Origin of the sequence: Thalassobaculum sp. (genome assembly GCF_040219215.1) — a bacterium.
GTDB lineage: Bacteria > Pseudomonadota > Alphaproteobacteria > Thalassobaculales > Thalassobaculaceae > Thalassobaculum_A.
The window spans coordinates 64,778-84,282 of the sequence record NZ_JAVJSX010000032.1; the positions used below are offsets into that span (position 1 = coordinate 64,778).

The 19,505-nt window shown below is 67.5% G+C and carries 22 protein-coding genes; 11 read left to right on the top strand and 11 right to left on the bottom strand.

The window, feature by feature from the left end:
- Nucleotides 1-53 precede the first annotated feature (53 nt).
- Nucleotides 54-1,589 carry a UxaA family hydrolase gene (locus tag RIC54_RS21020; protein ID WP_350089053.1) on the top strand — a complete coding sequence of 512 codons (1,536 nt, stop codon included), beginning with the start codon at nucleotides 54-56 and terminating at the stop codon, nucleotides 1,587-1,589.
- Nucleotides 1,565-2,110 carry an NUDIX domain-containing protein gene (locus RIC54_RS21025; protein ID WP_350089050.1) on the top strand — a complete coding sequence of 182 codons (546 nt, stop codon included), beginning with the start codon at nucleotides 1,565-1,567 and terminating at the stop codon, nucleotides 2,108-2,110. Before RIC54_RS21020 ends, RIC54_RS21025 begins: the two co-directional genes overlap by 25 nt.
- A gap of 77 nt (nucleotides 2,111-2,187) precedes the next feature.
- On the opposite strand, the gene RIC54_RS21030 is transcribed toward RIC54_RS21025, so the two are convergent.
- Together RIC54_RS21030 and RIC54_RS21035 are read right to left on the bottom strand one after the other, a co-directional pair.
- Entirely contained in the window at nucleotides 2,188-2,811 is a 624-nt protein-coding gene (locus tag RIC54_RS21030; protein WP_350089047.1) for a pyridoxamine 5'-phosphate oxidase family protein, read from the bottom strand.
- 52 nt (nucleotides 2,812-2,863) lie between these two features.
- Nucleotides 2,864-3,709: a flagellin gene (locus tag RIC54_RS21035; RefSeq protein ID WP_350089044.1), complete on the bottom strand. Its 846-nt coding sequence runs from the start codon at nucleotides 3,707-3,709 to the stop codon at nucleotides 2,864-2,866.
- 41 nt (nucleotides 3,710-3,750) lie between these two features.
- Here RIC54_RS21035 and RIC54_RS21040 point away from each other — a divergent pair, with 41 nt between their 5' ends.
- Nucleotides 3,751-4,821, top strand: a complete 1,071-nt coding sequence (locus RIC54_RS21040) for an amidohydrolase family protein (RefSeq protein WP_350089041.1) — start codon at nucleotides 3,751-3,753, stop codon at nucleotides 4,819-4,821.
- On the opposite strand, the gene RIC54_RS21045 is transcribed toward RIC54_RS21040, so the two are convergent.
- Entirely contained in the window at nucleotides 4,796-5,494 is a 699-nt protein-coding gene (locus RIC54_RS21045; protein ID WP_350089038.1) for a DUF938 domain-containing protein, read from the bottom strand. The genes RIC54_RS21040 and RIC54_RS21045 overlap by 26 nt on opposite strands.
- A 54-nt stretch (nucleotides 5,495-5,548) precedes the next feature.
- On the opposite strand from RIC54_RS21045, the gene RIC54_RS21050 reads away from it, so the two are divergent.
- From RIC54_RS21050 to RIC54_RS21065, 4 genes are all read left to right on the top strand, one after another.
- Nucleotides 5,549-6,031 carry a tellurite resistance TerB family protein gene (locus RIC54_RS21050; RefSeq protein ID WP_350089035.1) on the top strand — a complete coding sequence of 161 codons (483 nt, stop codon included), beginning with the start codon at nucleotides 5,549-5,551 and terminating at the stop codon, nucleotides 6,029-6,031.
- Nucleotides 6,032-6,063: 32 nt separating this feature from the next.
- The gene (gene fdxA / locus RIC54_RS21055; RefSeq protein ID WP_350089032.1) at nucleotides 6,064-6,402 is read left to right on the top strand and encodes a ferredoxin FdxA; all 339 of its coding nucleotides are present in this window, start codon (nucleotides 6,064-6,066) and stop codon (nucleotides 6,400-6,402) included.
- A 355-nt stretch (nucleotides 6,403-6,757) separates the two neighbouring features.
- Nucleotides 6,758-7,258, top strand: a complete 501-nt coding sequence (locus RIC54_RS21060; RefSeq protein ID WP_007678602.1) for a CarD family transcriptional regulator — start codon at nucleotides 6,758-6,760, stop codon at nucleotides 7,256-7,258.
- 254 nt (nucleotides 7,259-7,512) lie between these two features.
- Nucleotides 7,513-8,310, top strand: coding sequence for a metallophosphoesterase family protein (locus tag RIC54_RS21065; protein WP_350089028.1), 798 nt, complete (start codon nucleotides 7,513-7,515; stop codon nucleotides 8,308-8,310).
- Nucleotides 8,311-8,319: 9 nt separating this feature from the next.
- Here the strand turns inward: RIC54_RS21065 and RIC54_RS21070 are convergent, their stop codons facing one another.
- The 3 genes from RIC54_RS21070 to RIC54_RS21080 all read right to left on the bottom strand — a co-directional run bounded on the left by RIC54_RS21070 (nucleotide 8,320) and on the right by RIC54_RS21080 (nucleotide 11,214).
- Nucleotides 8,320-9,807 carry a M48 family metalloprotease gene (locus tag RIC54_RS21070; RefSeq protein WP_350089026.1) on the bottom strand — a complete coding sequence of 496 codons (1,488 nt, stop codon included), beginning with the start codon at nucleotides 9,805-9,807 and terminating at the stop codon, nucleotides 8,320-8,322.
- Nucleotides 9,807-10,484, bottom strand: coding sequence for a thermonuclease family protein (locus tag RIC54_RS21075; protein ID WP_350089023.1), 678 nt, complete (start codon nucleotides 10,482-10,484; stop codon nucleotides 9,807-9,809). Before RIC54_RS21075 ends, RIC54_RS21070 begins: the two co-directional genes overlap by 1 nt.
- Nucleotides 10,485-10,767: 283 nt before the next feature.
- Nucleotides 10,768-11,214 (bottom strand): Dps family protein, encoded by a 447-nt coding sequence (locus RIC54_RS21080; protein ID WP_350089021.1) that lies wholly within the window; start codon nucleotides 11,212-11,214, stop codon nucleotides 10,768-10,770.
- Between the two features lie 127 nt (nucleotides 11,215-11,341).
- On the opposite strand from RIC54_RS21080, the gene RIC54_RS21085 reads away from it, so the two are divergent.
- From RIC54_RS21085 to arfB, 3 genes are all read left to right on the top strand, one after another.
- On the top strand, nucleotides 11,342-12,265 hold the full coding sequence (locus RIC54_RS21085) for a LysR substrate-binding domain-containing protein (protein ID WP_350089018.1): 924 nt from the start codon (nucleotides 11,342-11,344) through the stop codon (nucleotides 12,263-12,265).
- 53 nt (nucleotides 12,266-12,318) lie between these two features.
- Nucleotides 12,319-13,311: a prolyl aminopeptidase gene (gene pip, locus RIC54_RS21090; RefSeq protein WP_350089015.1), complete on the top strand. Its 993-nt coding sequence runs from the start codon at nucleotides 12,319-12,321 to the stop codon at nucleotides 13,309-13,311.
- An 82-nt stretch (nucleotides 13,312-13,393) separates the two neighbouring features.
- The gene (gene arfB, locus RIC54_RS21095) at nucleotides 13,394-13,819 is read left to right on the top strand and encodes an alternative ribosome rescue aminoacyl-tRNA hydrolase ArfB (RefSeq protein WP_350089012.1); all 426 of its coding nucleotides are present in this window, start codon (nucleotides 13,394-13,396) and stop codon (nucleotides 13,817-13,819) included.
- A gap of 25 nt (nucleotides 13,820-13,844) precedes the next feature.
- Here arfB and RIC54_RS21100 read toward each other — a convergent pair whose 3' ends face one another.
- The 3 genes from RIC54_RS21100 to RIC54_RS21110 form a co-directional block, all read right to left on the bottom strand.
- A complete protein-coding gene (locus RIC54_RS21100; RefSeq protein WP_350089009.1) occupies nucleotides 13,845-14,309 on the bottom strand; it encodes a DUF3237 domain-containing protein in 465 nt (154 codons plus the stop codon).
- A 13-nt stretch (nucleotides 14,310-14,322) separates the two neighbouring features.
- Nucleotides 14,323-16,050 carry a dihydroxy-acid dehydratase gene (locus RIC54_RS21105; protein WP_350089006.1) on the bottom strand — a complete coding sequence of 576 codons (1,728 nt, stop codon included), beginning with the start codon at nucleotides 16,048-16,050 and terminating at the stop codon, nucleotides 14,323-14,325.
- A gap of 100 nt (nucleotides 16,051-16,150) precedes the next feature.
- Complete coding sequence (locus RIC54_RS21110; protein WP_350089003.1) at nucleotides 16,151-16,522, bottom strand: hypothetical protein; 372 nt, start codon at nucleotides 16,520-16,522, stop codon at nucleotides 16,151-16,153.
- Between the two features lie 41 nt (nucleotides 16,523-16,563).
- Between RIC54_RS21110 and RIC54_RS21115 the strand changes: the two genes are divergently transcribed.
- On the top strand, nucleotides 16,564-17,292 hold the full coding sequence (locus tag RIC54_RS21115; RefSeq protein WP_350089000.1) for a lysophospholipid acyltransferase family protein: 729 nt from the start codon (nucleotides 16,564-16,566) through the stop codon (nucleotides 17,290-17,292).
- Here the strand turns inward: RIC54_RS21115 and dgcN are convergent.
- Nucleotides 17,289-18,296 (bottom strand): N-acetyltransferase DgcN, encoded by a 1,008-nt coding sequence (gene dgcN, locus RIC54_RS21120; protein WP_350088997.1) that lies wholly within the window; start codon nucleotides 18,294-18,296, stop codon nucleotides 17,289-17,291. The genes RIC54_RS21115 and dgcN overlap by 4 nt on opposite strands.
- A gap of 161 nt (nucleotides 18,297-18,457) precedes the next feature.
- Nucleotides 18,458-19,423, bottom strand: a complete 966-nt coding sequence (locus RIC54_RS21125) for a tripartite tricarboxylate transporter substrate binding protein (RefSeq protein ID WP_350088994.1) — start codon at nucleotides 19,421-19,423, stop codon at nucleotides 18,458-18,460.
- Between the last annotated feature and the right edge of the window lie 82 nt (nucleotides 19,424-19,505).

The window sequence follows — 19,505 nt, forward strand, 5'->3', positions numbered from 1 at the left end:
CCGTCGGCTGCGCGCTATGATCCGGCAACGAATCCACCCCAGGAGTGAACGCCATGGCCGCCGCCGAAAACGTCCGGCTGACCATCCGTCTGAACGCAACCGACAACGTGATCACCGCGCGGACGGAGCTGCTGCCCGGCACCCCGATCCCAGGGGAGAATGTGACGGTCGCCCAGCCGATTCCCGCCGGTCACAAAGTGGCCACCCGGCCGATCGCGGCGGGCGAGGCGATCCGCAAATACGACCAGATCATCGGTTTCGCGACCGAGGCCGTCGCCGTCGGCGAGCACGTCCACGTGCACAACGTCGAGATGCAGGATTTCGAGCGGGACTATGCGTTCGGCAAGGACGCCAAGCCGACCGCCTACTTCAACAACTCCGAACAGGCGACCTTCCAGGGCTTCCGCCGTTCCAACGGCAGCGTCGGCACCCGCAACTACATCGGCGTGCTGACCAGCGTGAACTGTTCGGCGACCGCGGCGAAGTACATCGCCGAGGCCCTGACGCCGGAGATCATGGCGAAGTACCCGAACGTCGACGGGGTGGTGGCGCTGACCCACTCGACGGGCTGCGGCATGGCCGGCGACGGCGAGGGCTACGCCAACCTGCAGAGGGTGCTGTGGGGCTTCGCCCGCCACCCGAACTTCGCCGGCATCGTGATGGTCGGCCTCGGCTGCGAGGTGAACCAGATCGACTTCCTGCTGGAGGCCTACGGGATCGAGCGCGGCCCGCGCTTCCAGACCATGAACATCCAGGACACCGGCGGCCTGCGGAAGACCGTCGAGCGGGGCGCCTCGATCATCAAGGAAATGCTGCCGGAGGCCAACAAGGCCGAGCGCGGTACCTGCCCGGCGAGCGAGCTGACCCTGGCCCTGCAGTGCGGCGGCTCGGACGCCTATTCCGGCATTACCGCCAACCCGGCGCTGGGCGAAGCGGCGAACCTGCTGGTCCGGCACGGCGGCACCGCGGTGTTGGCCGAGACTCCGGAGATCTATGGGGCCGAACATCTGCTGACCCGCCGTGCGGTCAGCCAGGAGGTCGGCGAGAAGCTGATCGAGCGCATCAAGTGGTGGGAGGAGTACACCTCGCGCAACGGCGGCGAGATGAACAACAACCCGTCGCCGGGCAACAAGCGCGGTGGCCTGACCACCATCCTGGAGAAGTCGCTGGGCGCGGCCGCCAAGGGCGGGACCACCAACCTGACCGGCGTGTTCAAGTACGGCGAGCCGATCAACACCAAGGGCTTCGTCTTCATGGACAGCCCCGGCTATGACCCGTGCTCGATCACGGGCGAGGTGGCCAGCGGCTCCAACGTGGTGTGCTTCACCACCGGCCGCGGCTCGGTCTATGGCTGCAAGCCGGCGCCGTCGCTGAAGCTCGCCACCAACACCACGATGTTCAACCGGATGTCCGACGACATGGACATCAACTGCGGCGCGATCGTCGACGACGGCGTGTCGATCGAGCAGATGGGCCAGCAGATCTTCGAGCGTATCCTCGAGGTCGCATCCGGGTCCAAGACCCGGTCGGAAGAGCATGGGATGGGCGACAACGAGTTCATCCCGTGGCAGATCGGCGCGGTGATGTGAGCGAAGGCCCGAACGGGAAATCCGGAAGCGGGTCGTTCGCGGACAGCTATCTCGGCAAGCTCCGGGCGGTGATAGGCAGCCGCCCGGTGCTGATGCCGGGCGCGCGGATCATCGTCGAGGACGGCCAAGGTCGCATCCTGCTGATCAAGCGCGGCGACATGAAGCTGTGGGGCTGGCCGTCGGGTTCGGCCGAGATTGGCCAGTCGATCGACGAGACCGCCCGCCAGGAACTGCTGGAGGAGACCGGCCTGACCGCGCACCGCCTGGTGCCGGTCGGGTTCTCCAGCCATCCGGTCGACGACCGCATCGTCTACCCGCATGGCGACGTGCTGCACGCCTTCGCGATGATCTTCCACTGCGCCGAATGGAGCGGCGAGCCGCGGGCCGACGGGCAAGAGAGCCTGGACGTCGCCTGGTTCGAACAGGATGGCCTGCCGCACGACCGCACGCTCGCGGTGTCGCGCAGCCTGGGCGCCCTGCAGCGCTTCAAGGCTACTGGCGGGGTGTTTCAGCTGATCTGAACTCTGGTCGCTTGTCGTCATCCCGGACGGATGCGCCCTGGCGCAGACGATCCGGGATCCAGCGAGCGAACGGCGTCTCAGTACAGTCCGCGTTCCGCCATGATCCGACCCTGGCGCTCGGATTCCTCCAGGGTGATGCCGGCAACATGGTCGGTCAGCATCTGGGTGTAGGACGCCAGGATCGAACGGTCGATGCGCTTGTCCGGGTTCCACAGGTCGGAGCGGACCAGCGCCTTCGAGCAGTGCAGGAACGCCTCCTGCACCTCGATCAGCAGTCCGACCTTCGGGGCCCGGCGCTGCATGGTCAGCGGCTCCAGCAGGCGGGCGTCGTCGGTGATCCGGGCGGTGCCGTTGATCCGCAGGGTCTCGCCCATGCCGGGCACCAGGAACAGCATGCCGATCGCCGGGTTTGTCAGCAGGTTGGCGAAGTTGTCGAGCCGGTTGTTGCCGACCCGGTCAGGCAACAGCAGGTGGGTGTCGTCGAGCACCGCCACGAAACCCGGCGGGTCGCCACGCGGCGACACGTCGGCGCCGCTTGGGCCTTGGGTGGCAATCACGCAGAACGGCGACAGCGCCAGGATATCGCGGCAGTGCTTGTCGAGGCGGGACAACACCTTGTCCGACGACCGGCTCATCGGCGCCAGGTGCAGGGCGCGCAGGCCGGCCTCGTCGGTCACGAAACTGATGTCGTCGGGCAGCATGGGGAGCCTCCGGGGTGCCGTGTTCGACGTCACTCTAGCCGAGACGGCGCGCTCACTGGAACAGGCCGAGAAGCACCCGCGGCGCCTCGTTGGCGATGCCTAGGGTTTGCACCGACAACTGCTGGCGGACCTGCAGTGCGCTCTGCTCGGCGGAGGCTCGCGCCATGTCCGCGTCGACGATGTTGCCGAGACCTTCCTCGGTGGCGTCCAGGGTGGCCTGCAACTGCTGGGTCTGCAGCTCCAGCTGACGCAGGTCGCTGCCGAGCTGGCCGAGAGCGGTGCTGATATCGACTTCCTGCTGCTGTGCGACGGTGAGGGCGGTCAGCGCGTTGGCCGGGGACGAAATGTCCTCCGCCGCCATCCGCGCGTATGCCAGATCGAGGCGCTGGCCGTTCAGGCGCAAGGTGTCGCCCTGCAGGTTGGCCAGGACATCGACGTTGCGGACCGTGCCTACCGCGAGGTTGAACGGAATGGCGGTCTCGATGACGATGTTGACACCGTTGTACTCGGCGTTTTCCAGCACTTGGCGGAACTGCGCCAGCAGTTCGAGGTAGTCGTTCTGCAGGATCTGCTGCTGCTGCGCGGTGTTGCCCTCGTTGGCGCCTTCGGTGATCTTCTTGCGGATGTCGGCCATCAGGTCGGAAACGCTGGTGGCGCCGGCCAGTGCTACCCGGGCGATGCCCTTGGCGTTGTTCAGGCCTTGGATAATTGCCCCGGTCGCCTTTATATCGCCGCGCAGGCCTTGGGCGATGGCGAAGTTCGAGGCATCGTCGATGGCGCCGCGGACCTTCTGTCCGGTCGAGACAACCTGGCCGTTGGTCGTAGACTGCCGGTTCGCCGCCTCGAGGTTGCGGAGCGCGGTCAGTGACGCCGGGTTGGTGTTGACCGAGAAGCCCATGCCGCGCAGCTACGCAAGGACGATGCCAATGAGGTTCCCCAGTGGCTAAGATTCCGTTGATTCTGCCGAGCGACCCGGCCTTCTACGATCTGCCGCCGCCGCCCGGCTCGGAGCCCCGGCGCAGCCTTGAGTCTATGCTGGCCAAGGCCGCCACCGATGACGACGAGGAACGCGAGCGCGACGAAGCGGGACGCGTTCCCGACAGGCCGTTGCTGGCCGGTGCCTGCGACGCGCATGTTCACGTGTTTGCCGAACCTGGGCGGTTCGCGTATCGCGATGATGCGTACACGCCCAAGGCGGCGCCGGCGGCGGAGTACGCGGCAGTGCGCCGGCGACTCGGCCTGGACCGCGTCGTGGTCGTGCAGTCCAGCGCCTACGGTTTCGACCATGGCTGCCTGATTGATGCCTTGGAGCAATTGGACACCGGGCCGGACGGCACCAGCATTGGGCACGCCCGAGGGGTAGCTGCAGTGGCGCCGACGGTATCGGACGGCGAGTTGCGCGATCTTGTCGCCGCCGGGTGCGTCGCTACCCGGTTCCAGATGCGCGACCCCTGGCGGTTGATCGACTGGGTCGAGACTGACCGATTGGCATCGCGGGTTCATGACGCGGTCGACTGGGACGTCGAGTTGCAGATGGACGGTCGGTTCCTCAACGAGGTCGAGCAGCGCCTGCTGTCCTGGCCGGGCCGGGTGATCATTGATCACATCGGTTGTTTTCTCGGCCGGGTCGGCGACCGGGAGCCGGGGCTGCGCGCCCTGCTGCGGCTGATCGATGCCGACAAGGCATGGGTCAAGCTGTCGGGCCCGGAGGAGAGCGCCAACGAGCCGACGCGCCATGGCCAGCAACCGCGTTACCGGGACGTTGAGCGGATCGCCCGTATCCTGATCCGGCATGCACCGGAGCGATTGGTCTGGGGTTCCAACTGGCCGCACCCGTCAGCGGGTGACACCGAGATCGACGACGGCTGGATGCTTGACCTGCTGGGGGACTGGACCGAGGACGAGGGCCTGCGCCGCCGCATCCTTGTCGACAACGCGGCCGAACTGTTCCGCTTTCCGGCATTGCCGGATCAGGAGGCGCCGGCTACCGGCGGCGAAGCACCACGGTGAAATTGTTGGCCGGCATCGCCTGGACCCTGTCTAGATCGAGCCCGGCGGCCTGCGCGGTGGGCACGATCTCGCTCTCCAGGTCGCGGATGCCCCATGAGGGGGCCTGGGCGCGCAGACTGGAATCGAATTGGGTGTTGCCGTCGCTGGTGTGGGCGCCGTTCCGTCGGAACGGACCGTAGAAGACCAGCGGATCTCCAGGCGCCAGCCAGCGGGCGGCCCCAGCCAGGATGCCCTTCGCCACCGACCAAGGCGCGATATGGATCACGTTGGTCGCGAGGACGGCGCGGATGTCGTCCTCCGGCTTGAGCGGCCAGTCGGCCGCCGCCGCGTCCAGAACCCGGGCCGGCAGCGGTCGTGCGGCTTGTGGTCGCAGGGCGTCGGCCCACAGCGGGACACTGGCAAGCCGGCTGGCCTGGGGGTCGGTTGGCAGCCAGCGCAGCGGGGCCAGCGCGGCCGCAAACGCCGCGGCATGCTGGCCGGTGCCGGCACCGATCTCCAGCACCGTGCCGGAACCCGGCAAGATGCCGCGCAGGACGGCCAGCAGCGGGCCGGCGTTGCGGCGTGCCGACGGTGCATCCTCGGCATCGGGCGGCGCCGGACCGTCCAGCGGGGCTGGGACTGGCTCCAGTTCGAGACGGGCGGGGGTGAGGTCGGGGGCTGACGGATGGTCCATGGCGGCCTATGTAGGCTGCATCCCCTTGAGACTGCAATGCACCTGGAGACACCGATGCTCGCCCGACTGCAACGCTTCATTGCCCGACTGGAATCCGGGGGCGATTCGGTGAAGACGGCGCCTCGCGACGAACTGGCCATGGCGGCGGCGGTGCTGCTGTCGCGGGCGGCGGCGCTTGATGGAGGGATCGACGAGCGCGAGAGGGCGGTGGCGGCCGACCGGCTGGTCGAGCGCTTCGGCGTCTCGCGTGAGGAGATTGATGCGGTCATGGCCGAGGCTGGCCAAACCGCCGAGGAATCGGTCGATCTCTACGGATTCACCCGGGTCCTGAAGGGGCAACTCGACCCGGACGGCCGGCTGATGCTGATGGAAGCGTTGTGGGAGGTGGTGTACGCCGACGGCACGTTGCACGACTACGAGGCCCAGCTGATGCGGCGGCTGGCCGGTCTGCTGTTCGTCCCCGATCGCGACAGCGGCGAGGCGCGTAAGCGCGCTCTTGTGAAACTCGGCCTTGATGCGCCGGGTGCGAGCGATTAAAGACCGGCGGATCGAGCTCGGAGGAGACGTCGATGACGTACATCGTCACGGAAGCCTGCATTAAGTGCAAATACACGGACTGCGTGGAAGTGTGCCCGGTGGATTGCTTCTACGAAGGCGCCAACATGCTGGTCATCCATCCGGACGAATGCATCGACTGCGGTGTCTGCGAGCCGGAGTGCCCGCCTGAGGCGATCTTGCCGGATACCGAAGTGGAAGCGGAGAAGTGGCTGGAGATGAACCGGGAGTACTCGGAAACTTGGCCGAACATCACCCGCAAGATCGAGGCGATGCCCGAGGCGGACGCGATGCAGGCGGAGAAGGGCAAGTTCGAGCGGTTTTTCGATTCCGCGCCCGGGAAAGGGAACTGATCACGCGCGGCCGCGTCGCCGTGCTGCACCGGATTCTGTCATCCGACGTTAAGACTCTGGTAACAACCGTCTGATTTAACGCAGATGCGTTGATTTGCCCCCGGCTGCAGGCCCCTGTCTGCGGCCTTGCCCTACCATTACGCCTCTTTTTGTGGTACCGTCTTTTTCGTTCGGAGCCGGGACGGAGAGTCAAACCCGGCACCGTCCCCGCAAACCGTGGGACCAGGATCGAAGCAAAAATTGCTTCGGATCGTCGTATGGCGCCTTTCCGTGTGCCGCGACGACGCACCGGGTGGGGTGGTGTGCTTCTGGAGCCTGCGCGGGACCCTCGGATGGACGTATGACAGAGAGCCCGATGACAAAGAAGAGCAGCGAATTCAAGACCGGCGATTTCGTGGTGTACCCGACGCATGGGGTTGGGTTGATCAAGGGGACGGAGACACAGATCGTTGCCGGTACCGAGCTTGATCTTCTCGTGATCGACTTCGAGCAGGACCGGATGACGCTGCGGATTCCGGTTGGCAAGGCACGGACCAGTGGTCTGCGTCGGCTCAGCAGCCGCAAGCAGATGGATGTCGCCCTGCAGAAGCTGAAGGGGCGGGCCAAGGTCCGGCGGACCATGTGGTCGCGCCGCGCTCAGGAGTACGAGGCGAAGATCAATTCCGGCGATCCGGTGTCGATTGCCGAGGTGGTGCGCGATCTGCGGCGCTCCAGCAATCAGGCCGACCAGTCGTACAGCGAGCGGCAGATGTATCAGGCTGCCATCGATCGTCTGGCCCGTGAGTTCGCGAAGATCGAGCAGATCGACGAGGTTACCGCGGTCGATCGGCTGGAAAAGCTGATGGACGCTGCCTGAGCGCAGTTTGATCCGTTCACGATGTCATGACATGAGGCGGTGTTTCGGCACCGCCTCATGTCATTGAAGCACACTTGCAACGCCGACAAGGTCCCGCTTCCAGCGATGCCGATTGTCGAATCCCTTTGCGATGAAGCCTTGGGGCACTGGCCCAGGGCCCCTTTCGCCGTGCCGGACGGCCTGCTATCACCGATGGCTGACGCCCTCGCACCGCACCATTGCGAAACCGGATGTTGACCAACACCAGAACTGATATGGCCTTCGAACGCTTCGTCGATCTGTCGAGCGGCCGACGGGTGTGGGCCGTGGCGGCCGTCCACGGTGTCGTCGACCGGTTGGCGGCCCTGCATGACGCCATCGGCGAGCGCTTCGAAAGCGGTGATCGTCTGGTCTATCTTGGCGACCTGGTGGGCGGCGGCGATGTGCGGGCGGCGGTTGCGGAGACGCTGCGGTTCCGTCGCCTGGTGCTGGCCCAGCCACCGCTCTATCTGCCCGACGACATCGTGTACCTGCGCGGCCGGCAGGAGGAGATGTGGCACAAGCTGCTGCAGGTTCACTTCGCGCCGCGGCCCAAGGAACTGATGCGCTGGATGCTGGATAGGGGCGTCGACGCGACGCTGCGGGCCTATGGCGGTGATCCGGCCCAGGGATTCGCGGCGGCCGACGAGGGGATGGTGGCGCTGACCCGTTGGACTGGGCGCCTGAAGGCGGCGATGCAGGCGTCTCCCGGGCATCTGGCGTGGTTCTCGGGGTTGCGCCGCTACGCGCACACCGGACCCGGCGGCGTGCTGTTCGTGCATGCCGGCCTTGACCCGGCGCGGCCACTGACCGACCAGCGCGACGCGTTCTGGTGGGAGAGCGGCACCTTTGCGCGCGCCGCCGCCGGCTATAACGGCTTTGCCCGTATCGTGCGGGGCCACGATCCCGACGGCGGCGGGTGGTCGGAGGATGGCGCCATCCTCACCATCGATGGCGGATGCGGGGCAGGCGGGCCGTTGATCGCGGCGTGCTTCGCACCGGATGGGACGCTGCTGGACCGGATCGAGGCCTGACCAGGCGGTTCAGTAGCTGACGTATTTCAACAACTGGCCGGGCACTGGTTCCTCGCCGGGCGCAAGTCCGTTCAGCACCCGGAACCTTGCCTCGGGCTGCGGCCCCTGCGGCATCCACTGCGCCAGCCTCGCCACCGAGTCGCCCGCGCGCGCTTCGTAGAGGCGCAGCCGGTACGGCTTCTCCTTCGCGGCTTCGGCCTCGCTGATCTCGCGAAAGCTGAAGGTCGTGCGCTGCAGGGCGGTGTTCAGTCGCGATGTATGGTCTGCGGGAGTGCCGAACAGCAACCGGTATATCCGATCGTCATGACCCCGGATCGCGACCAGCCGGAGGTCAAACGGGCCCTGGTTCGCGGAGATGCGGGCAATGCCGGTTGCCGCCTCCATGCCGTTCACGTTGAGGGCTGACAGATCGGCCAGCGGCAGGCGTGCGCCCCATTGTTGGCGGATGTACTGCAGCATGGTGCCGCCGGTCGCCTTCGGGGCCATGTCGAACACGATCACGGCACCGTTCGGACCGCGGGCGCGCACGGCGGTGGGGCCGTTGAGCAGCGTGAAGTCGCCCGGCACCGAGAACTCGAAGCGCAGCTTGGGGTGAACGAACCGCTGGCCGCGAACGAACCCCTGCTCCGGCGAGTCGTCATAGATCATGCCGTCGAGCCGGCGCAGATAGGCCGCTTGCTCGGTCCGGCCTCCGAGGGGGCCCGCCCCGAGTGCGGCAGTGCGCGCTTCCTGCACCCGGTCGATGGTGCGCGGATGGGTCGACAGCAGGCTGTGCTCATCCGGGTCGCTTCCGGATCCGAGAAGCTGGGAATCGAGCTTCGACTTGGCGCGCAGGTGCTCCAGGAACGACGCCATTGCGCCTGGATCGTAGCCGGCCTGGGTCATGTAGCGCAGGCCGAGCGAATCGGCTTCGAACTCCTGCTCCCGGCTGTAGCCGCGCAGGATCAGCCCGCCTCCGGTGTTCAGCACCTGGGCTACTCCGCGGTCGCCGATCACCGCCCCCAGGATACCGGCGCCCAGGCCGACCAGGACGCTGCGACCGTGCTGCTGGGCACCGTGGCGCGCCGTAACGTGGCCGATCTCATGGCCGACGACGCCGGCGAGTTCGGCCTCGCTGTTGGCCAGCGCCATCAGTCCGCGCGTGATGTAGACGTAACCGCCCGGGAGGGCGAACGCGTTGACGACGGGCGAGTCGAGGACGGTGAAGGTGAACGGCACGCCAGGGAACTCGGAGCGAGCGACCAGCGCGTTGCCGATCCCGGTCACATAGGTCTGGGTGGCCGGATCTTCGTAGGCACCACCGAACTCCGCGAGAATCTTGGGATGCTGCTCCCGCCCGAGTTCCTGTTCATCGTCCGGCGACAGCAGGGTGAAGGCGCGCTGTCCGGTTGCCGGGTTGGTCGAACATCCGGTCATCCCTAGCCCGCCGAGCGCGATGGCGGCGGCGAGCAAGGCGGAACTGACGTGACGGTTCAGTCTGCGGGACAGCACACGCATCATTCCTCCAGCACCTCCATCGCTTCCGGGTGGGTAAGGTCGATCATCGGTCCGTTCAGCGGAAACACCCAGCCCCGGCCGCGAACCCGAAGCCCGGTGAGTGCGCCGGGATCGATGCCCGCCCGCTTGAACGCGCGGCGTGCGTCCGATTCGATCCGAAACGTGAAGTCGTTGCGCCAGTCGGTACCGAAGTTGAGATAGGCGGTGCCGCGCACCACGGCAGCGTCGACCACACGACCTTCCACGACCTGCACGCTGTCGAGGTCGCCCCAAGTCTCGGCCGGGTTGCGAATCCGGTAGAACCGGTCGCCCCAGATACCGCGCCGGGCTGCGCGAGCCGTGCGCTCCAGGTCAAGCATCAGGGTGGCTCCGGTGGCGGTTCGCGGTTGGGTGTAGACCCGCGCCAGACCGTCCATCAGCAGCGCGCCCTGCAGCCAATACCCGTCGTCGCGGACGACGTGCGCCAGGCTGCGACCCCAGCGGTCGCGCCGGTCCTCGGGGTGCCAGAGCTGTACAGTACGGCCCAGCAGGGCGTGGCCGACGGCGGTGGATGCCTCGGTGGCAAGTGGCCATGCCGGCCGATCGTCGCGCGCCGGTGCAGGCGCCTGGATGCCGGCCAGCCGAACCCGGGTTCCATCTTCCAGGTCGACCGTCTCTCCGGTCAGCACCGCCGACACCCGGCCCGTTTTCCCTTCGCTGAGGCCGGTCGGCGTTCGAGGTCCGGGACGGGTGCTTGCCGCGGCGGGACGGATGAACGTCATACACGCCAAGCCGGCAATGGCCCGTCGTCTGGTAACGCCGGTGGAGGCAGGTGGTGGCTGTGGCGCGCTATCGATCACGCATGACGATACCAGTAACCGGTGACCGGGCGGAACGGCGCGCGATGGATTTTCTCCCAAGCAGGGTCAGGGCCGGACGGCGGGGAGGCGCGCCGTCCGGTCCAGGCTGCGCACCCGGGGATCAGCCCCGGATGCTGCGCAGCATCCACGCAGCCTTGTCGTGCGCGGTCACGCGCGCGGTGAGCATGTCCGCCGTCGCCGGGTCGCTGGCGGTCTCTGCAACGTCGATCCCGCTCTTCAGAGTGGCGGCGACGGCCGCGTTGCTCTCGATCAGGTCGTCGAGCATTGCCTTGGACTCAAGGCCGGACTTGGCCTCCTCGATCCTGGTGATCTCCTGAAACGCACGCAGGCCGCCCGGCGCCGGTGCGCCAAGGGCGCGGATCCGTTCCGCCAGTTCGTCAGAGGCCGCGTAGCCGTCGTTGTACTGCTCTTCGAACAGGTTGTGCAGGCCGAAGAAGTTCGGGCCGGTGACGTTCCAGTGGTAGTTCTGGGTCTTCAGAGCCAGCGTGAAGGTGTCGGCCAGCGCCTGCTCCAGAGCTTTGACGACCGGATCGGTGTTGCGGGTCATTGATGCCTCTCTTCTAAGCGGTGATGCTGCCGGATCGAATGAGTTTCCGGCGGCGACAGTGTTGTATTTGGGTAGTGAAGTACCGTTATCTAATCGATTGATCCAACCGATCTGATAGGATTGCTCTATGACATTCCGCGGGCTCTCCTTGCGCGATCTCGAGTATCTGGTGGCGGTCGCCGACCACGGGCATTTCGGCCGTGCCGCCGAAGCCTGTCGTGTGAGTCAACCCTCGTTGTCGGCTGGGGTTCGCAAGTTTGAGGACGCAATCGGCTTCCGGGTGTTCGAGCGGACCAGCCGGCGGGTGATGCCGACCCACTCAGGCGAGGAGGCGATCCGCCGTGCCCGTTCGGTCCTGGAGGCTGCTGCCAGGATGATGGACGCAGGGTCCGAAGGGCAGGCGCCGCTGTCTGGATCGTTTGCTTTGGGCGCGATCGCCACCATCGGCCCTTATCTGTTTCCGCGCGCCCTGGCCCCGCTGCTGAAGACCCATCCGTTGCTTGCCCTGGCGATCGAGGAAGGTCTGACCGAGCACCTGCTGGCCCGCCTTCGCGATGGAGCGCTGGACGCAGTCGTGCTGTCGCCGCCGATCGACGAGCAGGGGCTGGCGCTGATCCCGCTGTACCGCGAGCCGTTCCGGCTGGCCGTGGAGGCCCGGTCGCCGCTGGCGACGATGCCGACCGTCACGCTGGCCGGGCTCGACCCGAACGATGCGGTGCTGCTGGAAGAGGGCCACTGCCTGCGCGATCAGGCGCTGGCGCTGTGTGCCGGGGCGGGCCACAGGCCGCGCCATACCGCGATGAGCCTGGAGACGCTGAAGGCCATGGTTGCCGCCGGCGCCGGCTACAGCCTGGTTCCGGTGGGTGCCGCACCCGGCGACAGCGATCATGGCGGCCTGGTGCGCTACCGGACGTTTCCGGGTGATCAGGTCGGCCGAACCGTGTCGCTCGCCTACCGGCGCTCGCGCGACCGGGTCGAGGATGTAGAGCTGCTGGCCGCCGCACTGCGCGAGCATCGCCCGGCGCATACCCTGGCGATTGCCGGGTTTTGACAATCGGCGGGCCGGACCCGATAACGGCACGCGAAGCGAACGGCGAGGTCTCGGTGACGCGCGACGATCTGTTTCCGGAAATCCCGTTCCGGCGAAGCGGCTTCCTGGAGGTCGGCGCCGGCCATCGCCTGTACTGGGAGGAGAGCGGCAACCCCGCCGGCATTCCCGTGGTGTTCCTGCACGGCGGGCCGGGCTCCGGCACCTCGCCGGCGCAGCGCCGGTTCTTCGATCCTGCAGCGTACCGGATCGTCCTGTTCGACCAGCGCGGTGCCGGCCGGTCGACGCCGCACGCCTCTGTCCACGCCAACACCACCGGCCATCTGGTCGCCGACATGGAACTGCTGCGCCGGCACCTGCAGATCGACAGCTGGCTGGTGTTCGGCGGCTCGTGGGGCTCGACCCTGGCGCTCGCCTACGGGCAGGCTCATCCGAACCACTGCCTCGGCTTCATCCTGCGCGGGATCTTCCTAGGCCGGCCAAGTGAGGTCGCATGGTTCCTGTCCGGGATCCGCACCGTGTTTCCGGACGCCTGGGGCCGGTTCGCCGAGTTCCTGCCGCCCGAGGAGCGTGGCGACCTGCTGGATGGCTACCTGACCCGGCTGCTCGATCCGCGCCCGGAGGTTCACCTGCCGGCGGCGCGCCGGTGGGGCGGCTACGAGGCGGCCTGCTCGGCGCTGGTGCCGGACGCGCGGCAGTTGGCCGAGATCGACAACGACCACCACTCGCTGGCCCTGGCCCGCATCGAGGCGCACTACTTCGCCAATCGCCTGTTCCTGCCGCCGGCCGGCCTGCTGGCCGGTATGGACCGGCTGACCCGGCATCCCGCAATCATCGTGCAGGGCCGCTACGACGTGATCTGCCCGATGGTCTCGGCCGATACCCTGGCCCGGGCGTGGCGCGGGGCCGAGTTGGTGGTGGTGCCCGACGCCGGCCATGCCGCCATGGAACCGGGCATCCGCCGCGCCCTGGTCCGCGCGACCGAGCAGATGAAGAAGGTTCTGGCCAAGCCGGAAGCCGTTGCGCTGGAGCGGGTTCGTCCGGGGTGAGCCTGACAGTTGCGCTAACGTCGCACATACGACGGCCCAGCACCGAGCTTGAGCGCGCGCGCGTGCCCGCTACAGTGCGTCCATGATCCAGATCGACGGCGTGTGCGCCATCCCCGACGACGAAATTGAAATGAGCTTCATCCGCGCCGGCGGGCCGGGTGGGCAGAACGTGAACAAGGTCTCGACGGCGGTACAACTGCGCTTCGATGTCCGCGGGTCGCCGTCGCTGCCGTCCCATGTCAAGGCCCGGCTGGAGCGGATCGCCGGGTCGAAGCTGACCAAGGACGGTGCGATCGTGCTGACCGCGAACCGGCACCGCACCCAGCTTGCCAACCGCGAAGACGCGGTGGAGCGTCTCGCCGAGATGATCCGGCAGGCGGCGATCCGGCCGAAGTTCCGGGTGCCGACCCGTCCGAGCCGGGCCGCGAAGACCCGCCGCCTGGAGGGCAAGACCCGCCGGGGCGAGATCAAGGGCCTGCGCAAGGGCATTGCCGGCCCGGACAGCTAGGCCGGCACGCCTCCGCTCCGAACGGCTACAGGACCTCGAACACCCGATAGATCGGGCCGGTTGGCTCGCGCCGGCCGGTGGCGACGAAACACGACCTGTTCATCCAGGCGTGCGGGCCGTCCGACGCGGTCTCGAAGAAGGGCGTGGTGCGGAAGTACAGCAGGCTTGGATCGACGGACTCGCCGGCCGCCAGCTTGGCCATGACGTCGGCCGGGCCGTGGCGCAGCCCCTTGTAGGTCATGTAGATCAGGGCGCCGTCCGACGCCTTCATCGTCAGCCGGACGTCGAGCTGGGTCACGCCATCGGTGCGGTTCAGGATCCAGTCGCCGCCGCCGTCCAGAACGGTGCCGCTGAGCTTCGGTCCCTCGAAGGTGCCGCCGGTCACCCGGGCGATGCGCCGGTCGCCGTACTGGGTGTTGCCGACCGCGGCCAGCGGCATGGCGACCGCCAGCCGCATCTCCATCACGAACTCGGTCTTGATCTCGGACATCTGGGTTCCCCGGTTAGTCGACCGCGCGCAGGAAGTCGAAGTCGACGCCGCCGTCGGCCTGCAGCACGTGGTCCATGTAGATCTTGCGGTAGCCGCGCTTGAACTCCGGCTGGACGGCGGCCGGATCGGTGGCGGCGCGGCGCTTCTCCAGTTCCGCCTCGTCGACCAGCAGGTCGAGAGTGCGGTTCTTGACCGACAGCCGGATGCGGTCGCCGGTGCGCACCAGGCCGAGCGGCCCGCCGTCGGCGGCTTCCGGCGTGACGTGCAGGATGATGGTGCCGAAGGCGGTGCCGCTCATCCGCGCGTCGGAGATCCGCACCATGTCCTTCAGGCCCTGGCGCGCCAGTTTCTTCGGGATCGGCAGGTAGCCGGCCTCCGGCATGGCGGCCGGGCTCTTCGGGCCGGCGTTCTGCAGCACCATGATGTCGTCGGCCTGGATGTCGAGGTCGGGATCGTCGACCCGTGCCGCCATGTCGGCGAGGGAGGAGAACACCACGCAGCGCGCCTCCTTCTCGAACAGCGTCGGGTCGGCGGCCGAGCGTTTCAGGATCGCGCCGCGCGGCGCCAGCGATCCGAAGAGTGCCACCAGCCCGCCCATCGACTGGAACGGCTTATCGAACGGCCGCACGATCTCGTGGTCGATGTAGCCGGAATGACCGTCGATCCGCTGGCCCAGGGTTTCTCCGGTGATGGTCATGGCGTCCAGGTGCAGCAGGTGGCGCAGTTCCTTCAGCACGCCGATCAGCCCGCCCGCAGCGAACAGGTCTTCCATGTAGTGGGCGCCGGTCGGCTTCAGATCGACCAGTACCGGGGTCTCGTCTGACATGGCGTTCAGCCGGTCCATCGACACCGGGATGCCGAGCCGGCCGGCGATCGCGGTCAGGTGGACGATGGCGTTGGTCGACCCGCCGATCGCCAGCAGGATCCGCAGGGCGTTCTCCACCGACTTCACGGTGATGATGTCGCGCGGCAGCAGTTTGTCCTTGCCCTTGGCGGTCGCCAGTTCCATGGCCCGGGCGCCGGACGCCTCGGCGGCGCGCAGCCGGTCGGCGTGGACCGCCGGGATCGCGGCGGTGCCCGGCAGCATGATGCCCAGCGCCTCGCCGATGCAGGCCATGGTGCTGGCCGTACCCATCACCGCGCAGGTGCCGGCGGTGGTGGCGAGGCTGCCTTCGACCCGGCGGATGCCGGGCTCATCGACCTCGCCGGCGCGGAACTTCGCCCAGAACCGGCGGCAGTCGGTGCAGGCGCCCAGCCGCTCACCGTCATAGGGCGAGGTCAGCATCGGGCCGACCGCCAGGTAGACCATCGGCACGTCGGCGTTGGCCGCGCCCATCAACTGGGCCGGCAGGGTCTTGTCGCACCCGCCGATCACCACGACCGCGTCCATCGGCTGGGCGCGGATCATCTCCTCCACGTCCATGCTCATCAGGTTGCGGTACATCAGCGAGGTCGGGTTCAGGAACGTCTCGCCCAGCGAGATGGTCGGGAAGTCGATCGGCAGGCCGCCGGCCGCCAGCACGCCGCGCTTGGTGGCCTCGACCAGCTCCGGCATCAGCCGGTGACAGTTGTTGTAGCCGCTGCCCGAGCTGCAGATGCCAACCACCGGCTTCGACAGCATGTCGCGGCTGTAGCCCATGGAGGACGCCATCGAGCGCCGCAGGTACAGGCTGAACTCGTTGTCGCCATAGTTGGTCAGGCCGCGGGCCAGGCCCTTCGGCTCGTTGGTGTCGTCGGTCATGAGCGTTCCTCCTGCGGGCGATCCTAGGCGCTCAGCACCGCGCGGGGAAAGCCCTGGGTGCGCCGGATTGGTGCCTGGTCGTCATATCAATCGTGATTCGTCAGGACCCCGTGCCGCGGCCGAGCGCGGCGCGCACCCGTTCGACTTCCATGGCGTGGAACAGCGCGGCCTGCGGACCGTGGTCCGGGCCGAAATACAGGCCAAGTTCGCCGGCCAGCCGGAAGAAGCCGGGGGCCGGCAATCCCGCACGCTTGGCCGAGACCACCACCGCGGCCAGCAGCGGCCGGCCGGCGGCACGATCGGCTCGCATCATGGCTTCAAGCGCCTCGGTCGTTCGGTGGATGGCGCGCGGCGGCTTGATCCCCGCCGCCCGTGCCAGATCGAGATAGGTCAAGGTCGTGCCTTGACGGGCCACGGCTTCCAGGATCGGGCGCAGCCCTTCGGCGCACGCTTCGGGTGAGGGATTGGTCACGGCATCTGGCGCTTTGCGTGGTGGATCGGTATAGCCGGGGGATGATCCTCGTCCGCGGCGTGCTCTTCAACCTGCTGTTCTTCGGCTTCACCCTGGTGCTCGGGCTGGCCGGGATGCCGGCGTTCCTGTTCGGAACGCGCCCGGTGCTGGCGATCGCCCGGTTCTGGTCGCGCTCGGTCCTGGCATTGGCGCGGGTTGTCGCCGGCATCGACGTGGAACTGCGCGGCGCGGAGAACCTGCCGAAGGGAGCTGCCATCGTCGCTGCCAAGCACCAGTCGGCGTGGGAGACCCTGTACTTCACCGAACTGCTGGATGCACCGGCGGCGGTGCTCAAGCAGGAACTGGTGAGGGCGCCGATCGTCGGTCCGTATTTCCGGGCGCTGAACATGATCCCGGTCGACCGCAAGGCCGGTGCTGCAGCACTGCGCCAGATGGTCGAGGGTGGGCGTGCGGCCGTCGCGGCCGGCCGGCCGATCCTGATTTTCCCGCAAGGGACTCGTGTGGCACCGGGGACGAAGGCGCCTTATCACCCCGGAACGGCGGCGCTATACACCGGTCTCGATCTGCCGGTCATACCGGTCGCCCTGAACTCCGGGATGTATTGGTCTCGCAATGCGTTCTGGAAGACTCCGGGCCGCATCATCGTCGAGGTGCTGCCGGCGATCCCGCCGGGTCTGAACCGCAAAGCGTTCATGGCGCGGCTTGAGGAGACGCTGGAGACCGCGACCGCGCGCCTGGAAGAGGAGGCGCGCGGTACCACGGCGTCTTAGGAGGCGAGCAGACGGTCGACGATCGGCGCCACGCCGTCCTTCAACGGGTCGACGGCCGGCAGGCCGGTCTGCTCGGAGATCTTCTTCTTGAACGCTGCGGCCTCGTCGGCCGAGACGTTAGAGGTGTTCAGGCTGACGCCGACGAACTTGACGTCCTCGTTCACCATCTTCGCCATGTGCAGGATGGTTTCCATGCAGGTCGGGATCGCCGGGACCGGATAGTCCGGCAGGCCGCGCATGTGCGGGCGTCCGATCTCGTGGCACATCACCAGTGCATCGGCCTGGGCGCCGTGGATCAGGCCCAGGGTCACGCCGGAATACGACACGTTGTACAGCGAGCCCTGGCCCTCGATCAGATCCCAGTGATCCTCGGTGTTCTCTGGCGCCAGCCACTCCACGCAGCCGGAGATGAAGTCGGCGATCACCGCGTCGATCGACGCGCCCGAACCGGCGATGAAGATGCCGGTCTGTCCGGTGGCCCGGAAGTCGGCGTTCAGCCCGCGCGCCCGCATCTCCTTCTCCAGCGCCAAGGTCGTGAACATCTTGCCGACCGACACGTCGGTGCCGACGGTCAGCAGCCGCTTGCCGGACCGCGGCACGCCGCTGGCGACCGGGAAGTCGCGGGTCGGGTGCCGGACATCGAACAGATGCCGGCCGTTCTTGGCAGCGGCATCCTTCAGTGCGGGGATCAGCGTGATCTTGGTGTGCAGGCCGGACGCGATGTCCATGCCGAGGTTGAGCGCCTTCACCAGTTCGACGATCCAACTCTCGGGAATGAAGCCGCCGCGATTGGCGACGCCGAGGATCACGGTCTTGGCTCCCTGGGCTGCCGCTTCCTCGATCGTCACGTCCGGGAGGCCGAGATCGGCTTTACAGCCGGGCAGGCGGAACTGTCCGATGCACCACTCCGGGCGCCAGACCTTCACGCCGTTGGCCGTCTTGGCGGCCAACTGGTCGGGCGCATCGCCCAGGAACAGCAGGTACGGATTCTGGATCGTCGCCACGGATTATCCCCCTCGCAACGGAAAAATGCCGGCCGCTGCGGCGGCCGGCGGACCGGATGGGGCGGCGTCGTATCGGCTGACCTGCCGACCACCGTCCCGTTCAGCGCGAAAATAGACTGCTCGCGCCTCAAGTGCCACCGTCAAGCTGCGATACCGACGGCTCAGTCGAGCTGTTTGTAGAAGCCGGCCTCCTTGGCGATCCGCCGCCAGTCCGCGAACGTGTCCTGCCAGTAGCCCGCATAGGGCTTGGGTGCCAGAAACGCCGCCGCCGTTCCGTGTTCAAGGAGCAGGGCGGCCACCTGCGGATCCTGCAGTGCCCGTTCGAACAACACGACCTGCTGGTCGATCAGTTCCTTGGGCGCCTTCTTCGGCAGGACCACGCCGCGGTCGATGGTGAACTCCAGGTTGACACCCTGTTCCTTCAGCGTCGGCACATCCGGCAGGGTCGCAAGGCGCTTGGGCCCGGTGACGGCCAGCGCCTTGACCAATCCGTCGGGCACCAGACGCTGTGCGGTTGCCTGGTTGATCTCGGCGACGTCAACCTTGCCGTCGAGCAGCGCCGACAGGCGCTCCCGGGCGCCGTCCAGGAACACCGGCTTGAAGGTGCCACCGGTACGGTCGGCCATCAGCAGGAACAGGAAGTGGCTGGCCAGTCCCTGGGTACTGCCGGCTGTGACGCCATCGCTCCCGCGCGCCGCCTCCAGCATTTCCGGCACCGTCGAGAAGGTGGCGCTGCGTCGGGCGCCGAGCACGACCGGCGTTCGGGTGAGCCGGACGACCGGCGCAAACGCCGTCCAGTTGAAATCGGCGTCGCCGGATATGTAGCTGGTCATGAGGCTTTGGGTAACGGCCAGCAACGTGCAGCCGTCTCCCGGCGCCCGCAGCGCTTCACGGGATCCCCTGACCCCTTCGTCTCCGCTGATGTTCACGACTTCCAGCCGAGGCTTCGCGCCGGCCCGGTTGGCGGCGTCGGCGAGTGCCCGAAAAATGAGGTCGGTGCCGCTGCCCGCTCCCCATGGCACGATCAGTCGGGCGGTCAGGCAGGTCGCCTCGGCCGCCACCGCGGGCCGCGCATGGGCAACGGCCAGGGCGATAGCGGTCGCCGCAAGTATTGTCGCGCGTCGCATTTTCGGGCGTGCTCCTCCTGCGTGCCTGGACTTGCGCGCATACTGCGATTACGAACGCATCGTGTCCCATCAACAAGTTAAC

Excerpts from the sequence above, each read along its gene's own strand:
- RIC54_RS21020 (WP_350089053.1), top strand. The coding sequence starts at position 54 with ATGGCCGCCGCCGAAAACGTCCGGCTGACCATCCGTCTGAACGCAACC.
- RIC54_RS21030 (WP_350089047.1), bottom strand. The coding sequence starts at position 2,811 with ATGCTGCCCGACGACATCAGTTTCGTGACCGACGAGGCCGGCCTGCGC.
- RIC54_RS21035 (WP_350089044.1), bottom strand. The coding sequence starts at position 3,709 with ATGGGCTTCTCGGTCAACACCAACCCGGCGTCACTGACCGCGCTCCGC.
- RIC54_RS21045 (WP_350089038.1), bottom strand. The coding sequence starts at position 5,494 with ATGGACCATCCGTCAGCCCCCGACCTCACCCCCGCCCGTCTCGAACTG.
- RIC54_RS21050 (WP_350089035.1), top strand. The coding sequence starts at position 5,549 with ATGCTCGCCCGACTGCAACGCTTCATTGCCCGACTGGAATCCGGGGGC.
- fdxA (WP_350089032.1), top strand. The coding sequence starts at position 6,064 with ATGACGTACATCGTCACGGAAGCCTGCATTAAGTGCAAATACACGGAC.
- RIC54_RS21060 (WP_007678602.1), top strand. The coding sequence starts at position 6,758 with ATGACAAAGAAGAGCAGCGAATTCAAGACCGGCGATTTCGTGGTGTAC.
- RIC54_RS21065 (WP_350089028.1), top strand. The coding sequence starts at position 7,513 with ATGGCCTTCGAACGCTTCGTCGATCTGTCGAGCGGCCGACGGGTGTGG.
- RIC54_RS21070 (WP_350089026.1), bottom strand. The coding sequence starts at position 9,807 with ATGCGTGTGCTGTCCCGCAGACTGAACCGTCACGTCAGTTCCGCCTTG.
- RIC54_RS21080 (WP_350089021.1), bottom strand. The coding sequence starts at position 11,214 with ATGACCCGCAACACCGATCCGGTCGTCAAAGCTCTGGAGCAGGCGCTG.
- RIC54_RS21085 (WP_350089018.1), top strand. The coding sequence starts at position 11,342 with ATGACATTCCGCGGGCTCTCCTTGCGCGATCTCGAGTATCTGGTGGCG.
- arfB (WP_350089012.1), top strand. The coding sequence starts at position 13,394 with ATGATCCAGATCGACGGCGTGTGCGCCATCCCCGACGACGAAATTGAA.
- RIC54_RS21100 (WP_350089009.1), bottom strand. The coding sequence starts at position 14,309 with ATGTCCGAGATCAAGACCGAGTTCGTGATGGAGATGCGGCTGGCGGTC.
- RIC54_RS21105 (WP_350089006.1), bottom strand. The coding sequence starts at position 16,050 with ATGACCGACGACACCAACGAGCCGAAGGGCCTGGCCCGCGGCCTGACC.
- RIC54_RS21115 (WP_350089000.1), top strand. The coding sequence starts at position 16,564 with ATGATCCTCGTCCGCGGCGTGCTCTTCAACCTGCTGTTCTTCGGCTTC.
- RIC54_RS21125 (WP_350088994.1), bottom strand. The coding sequence starts at position 19,423 with ATGCGACGCGCGACAATACTTGCGGCGACCGCTATCGCCCTGGCCGTT.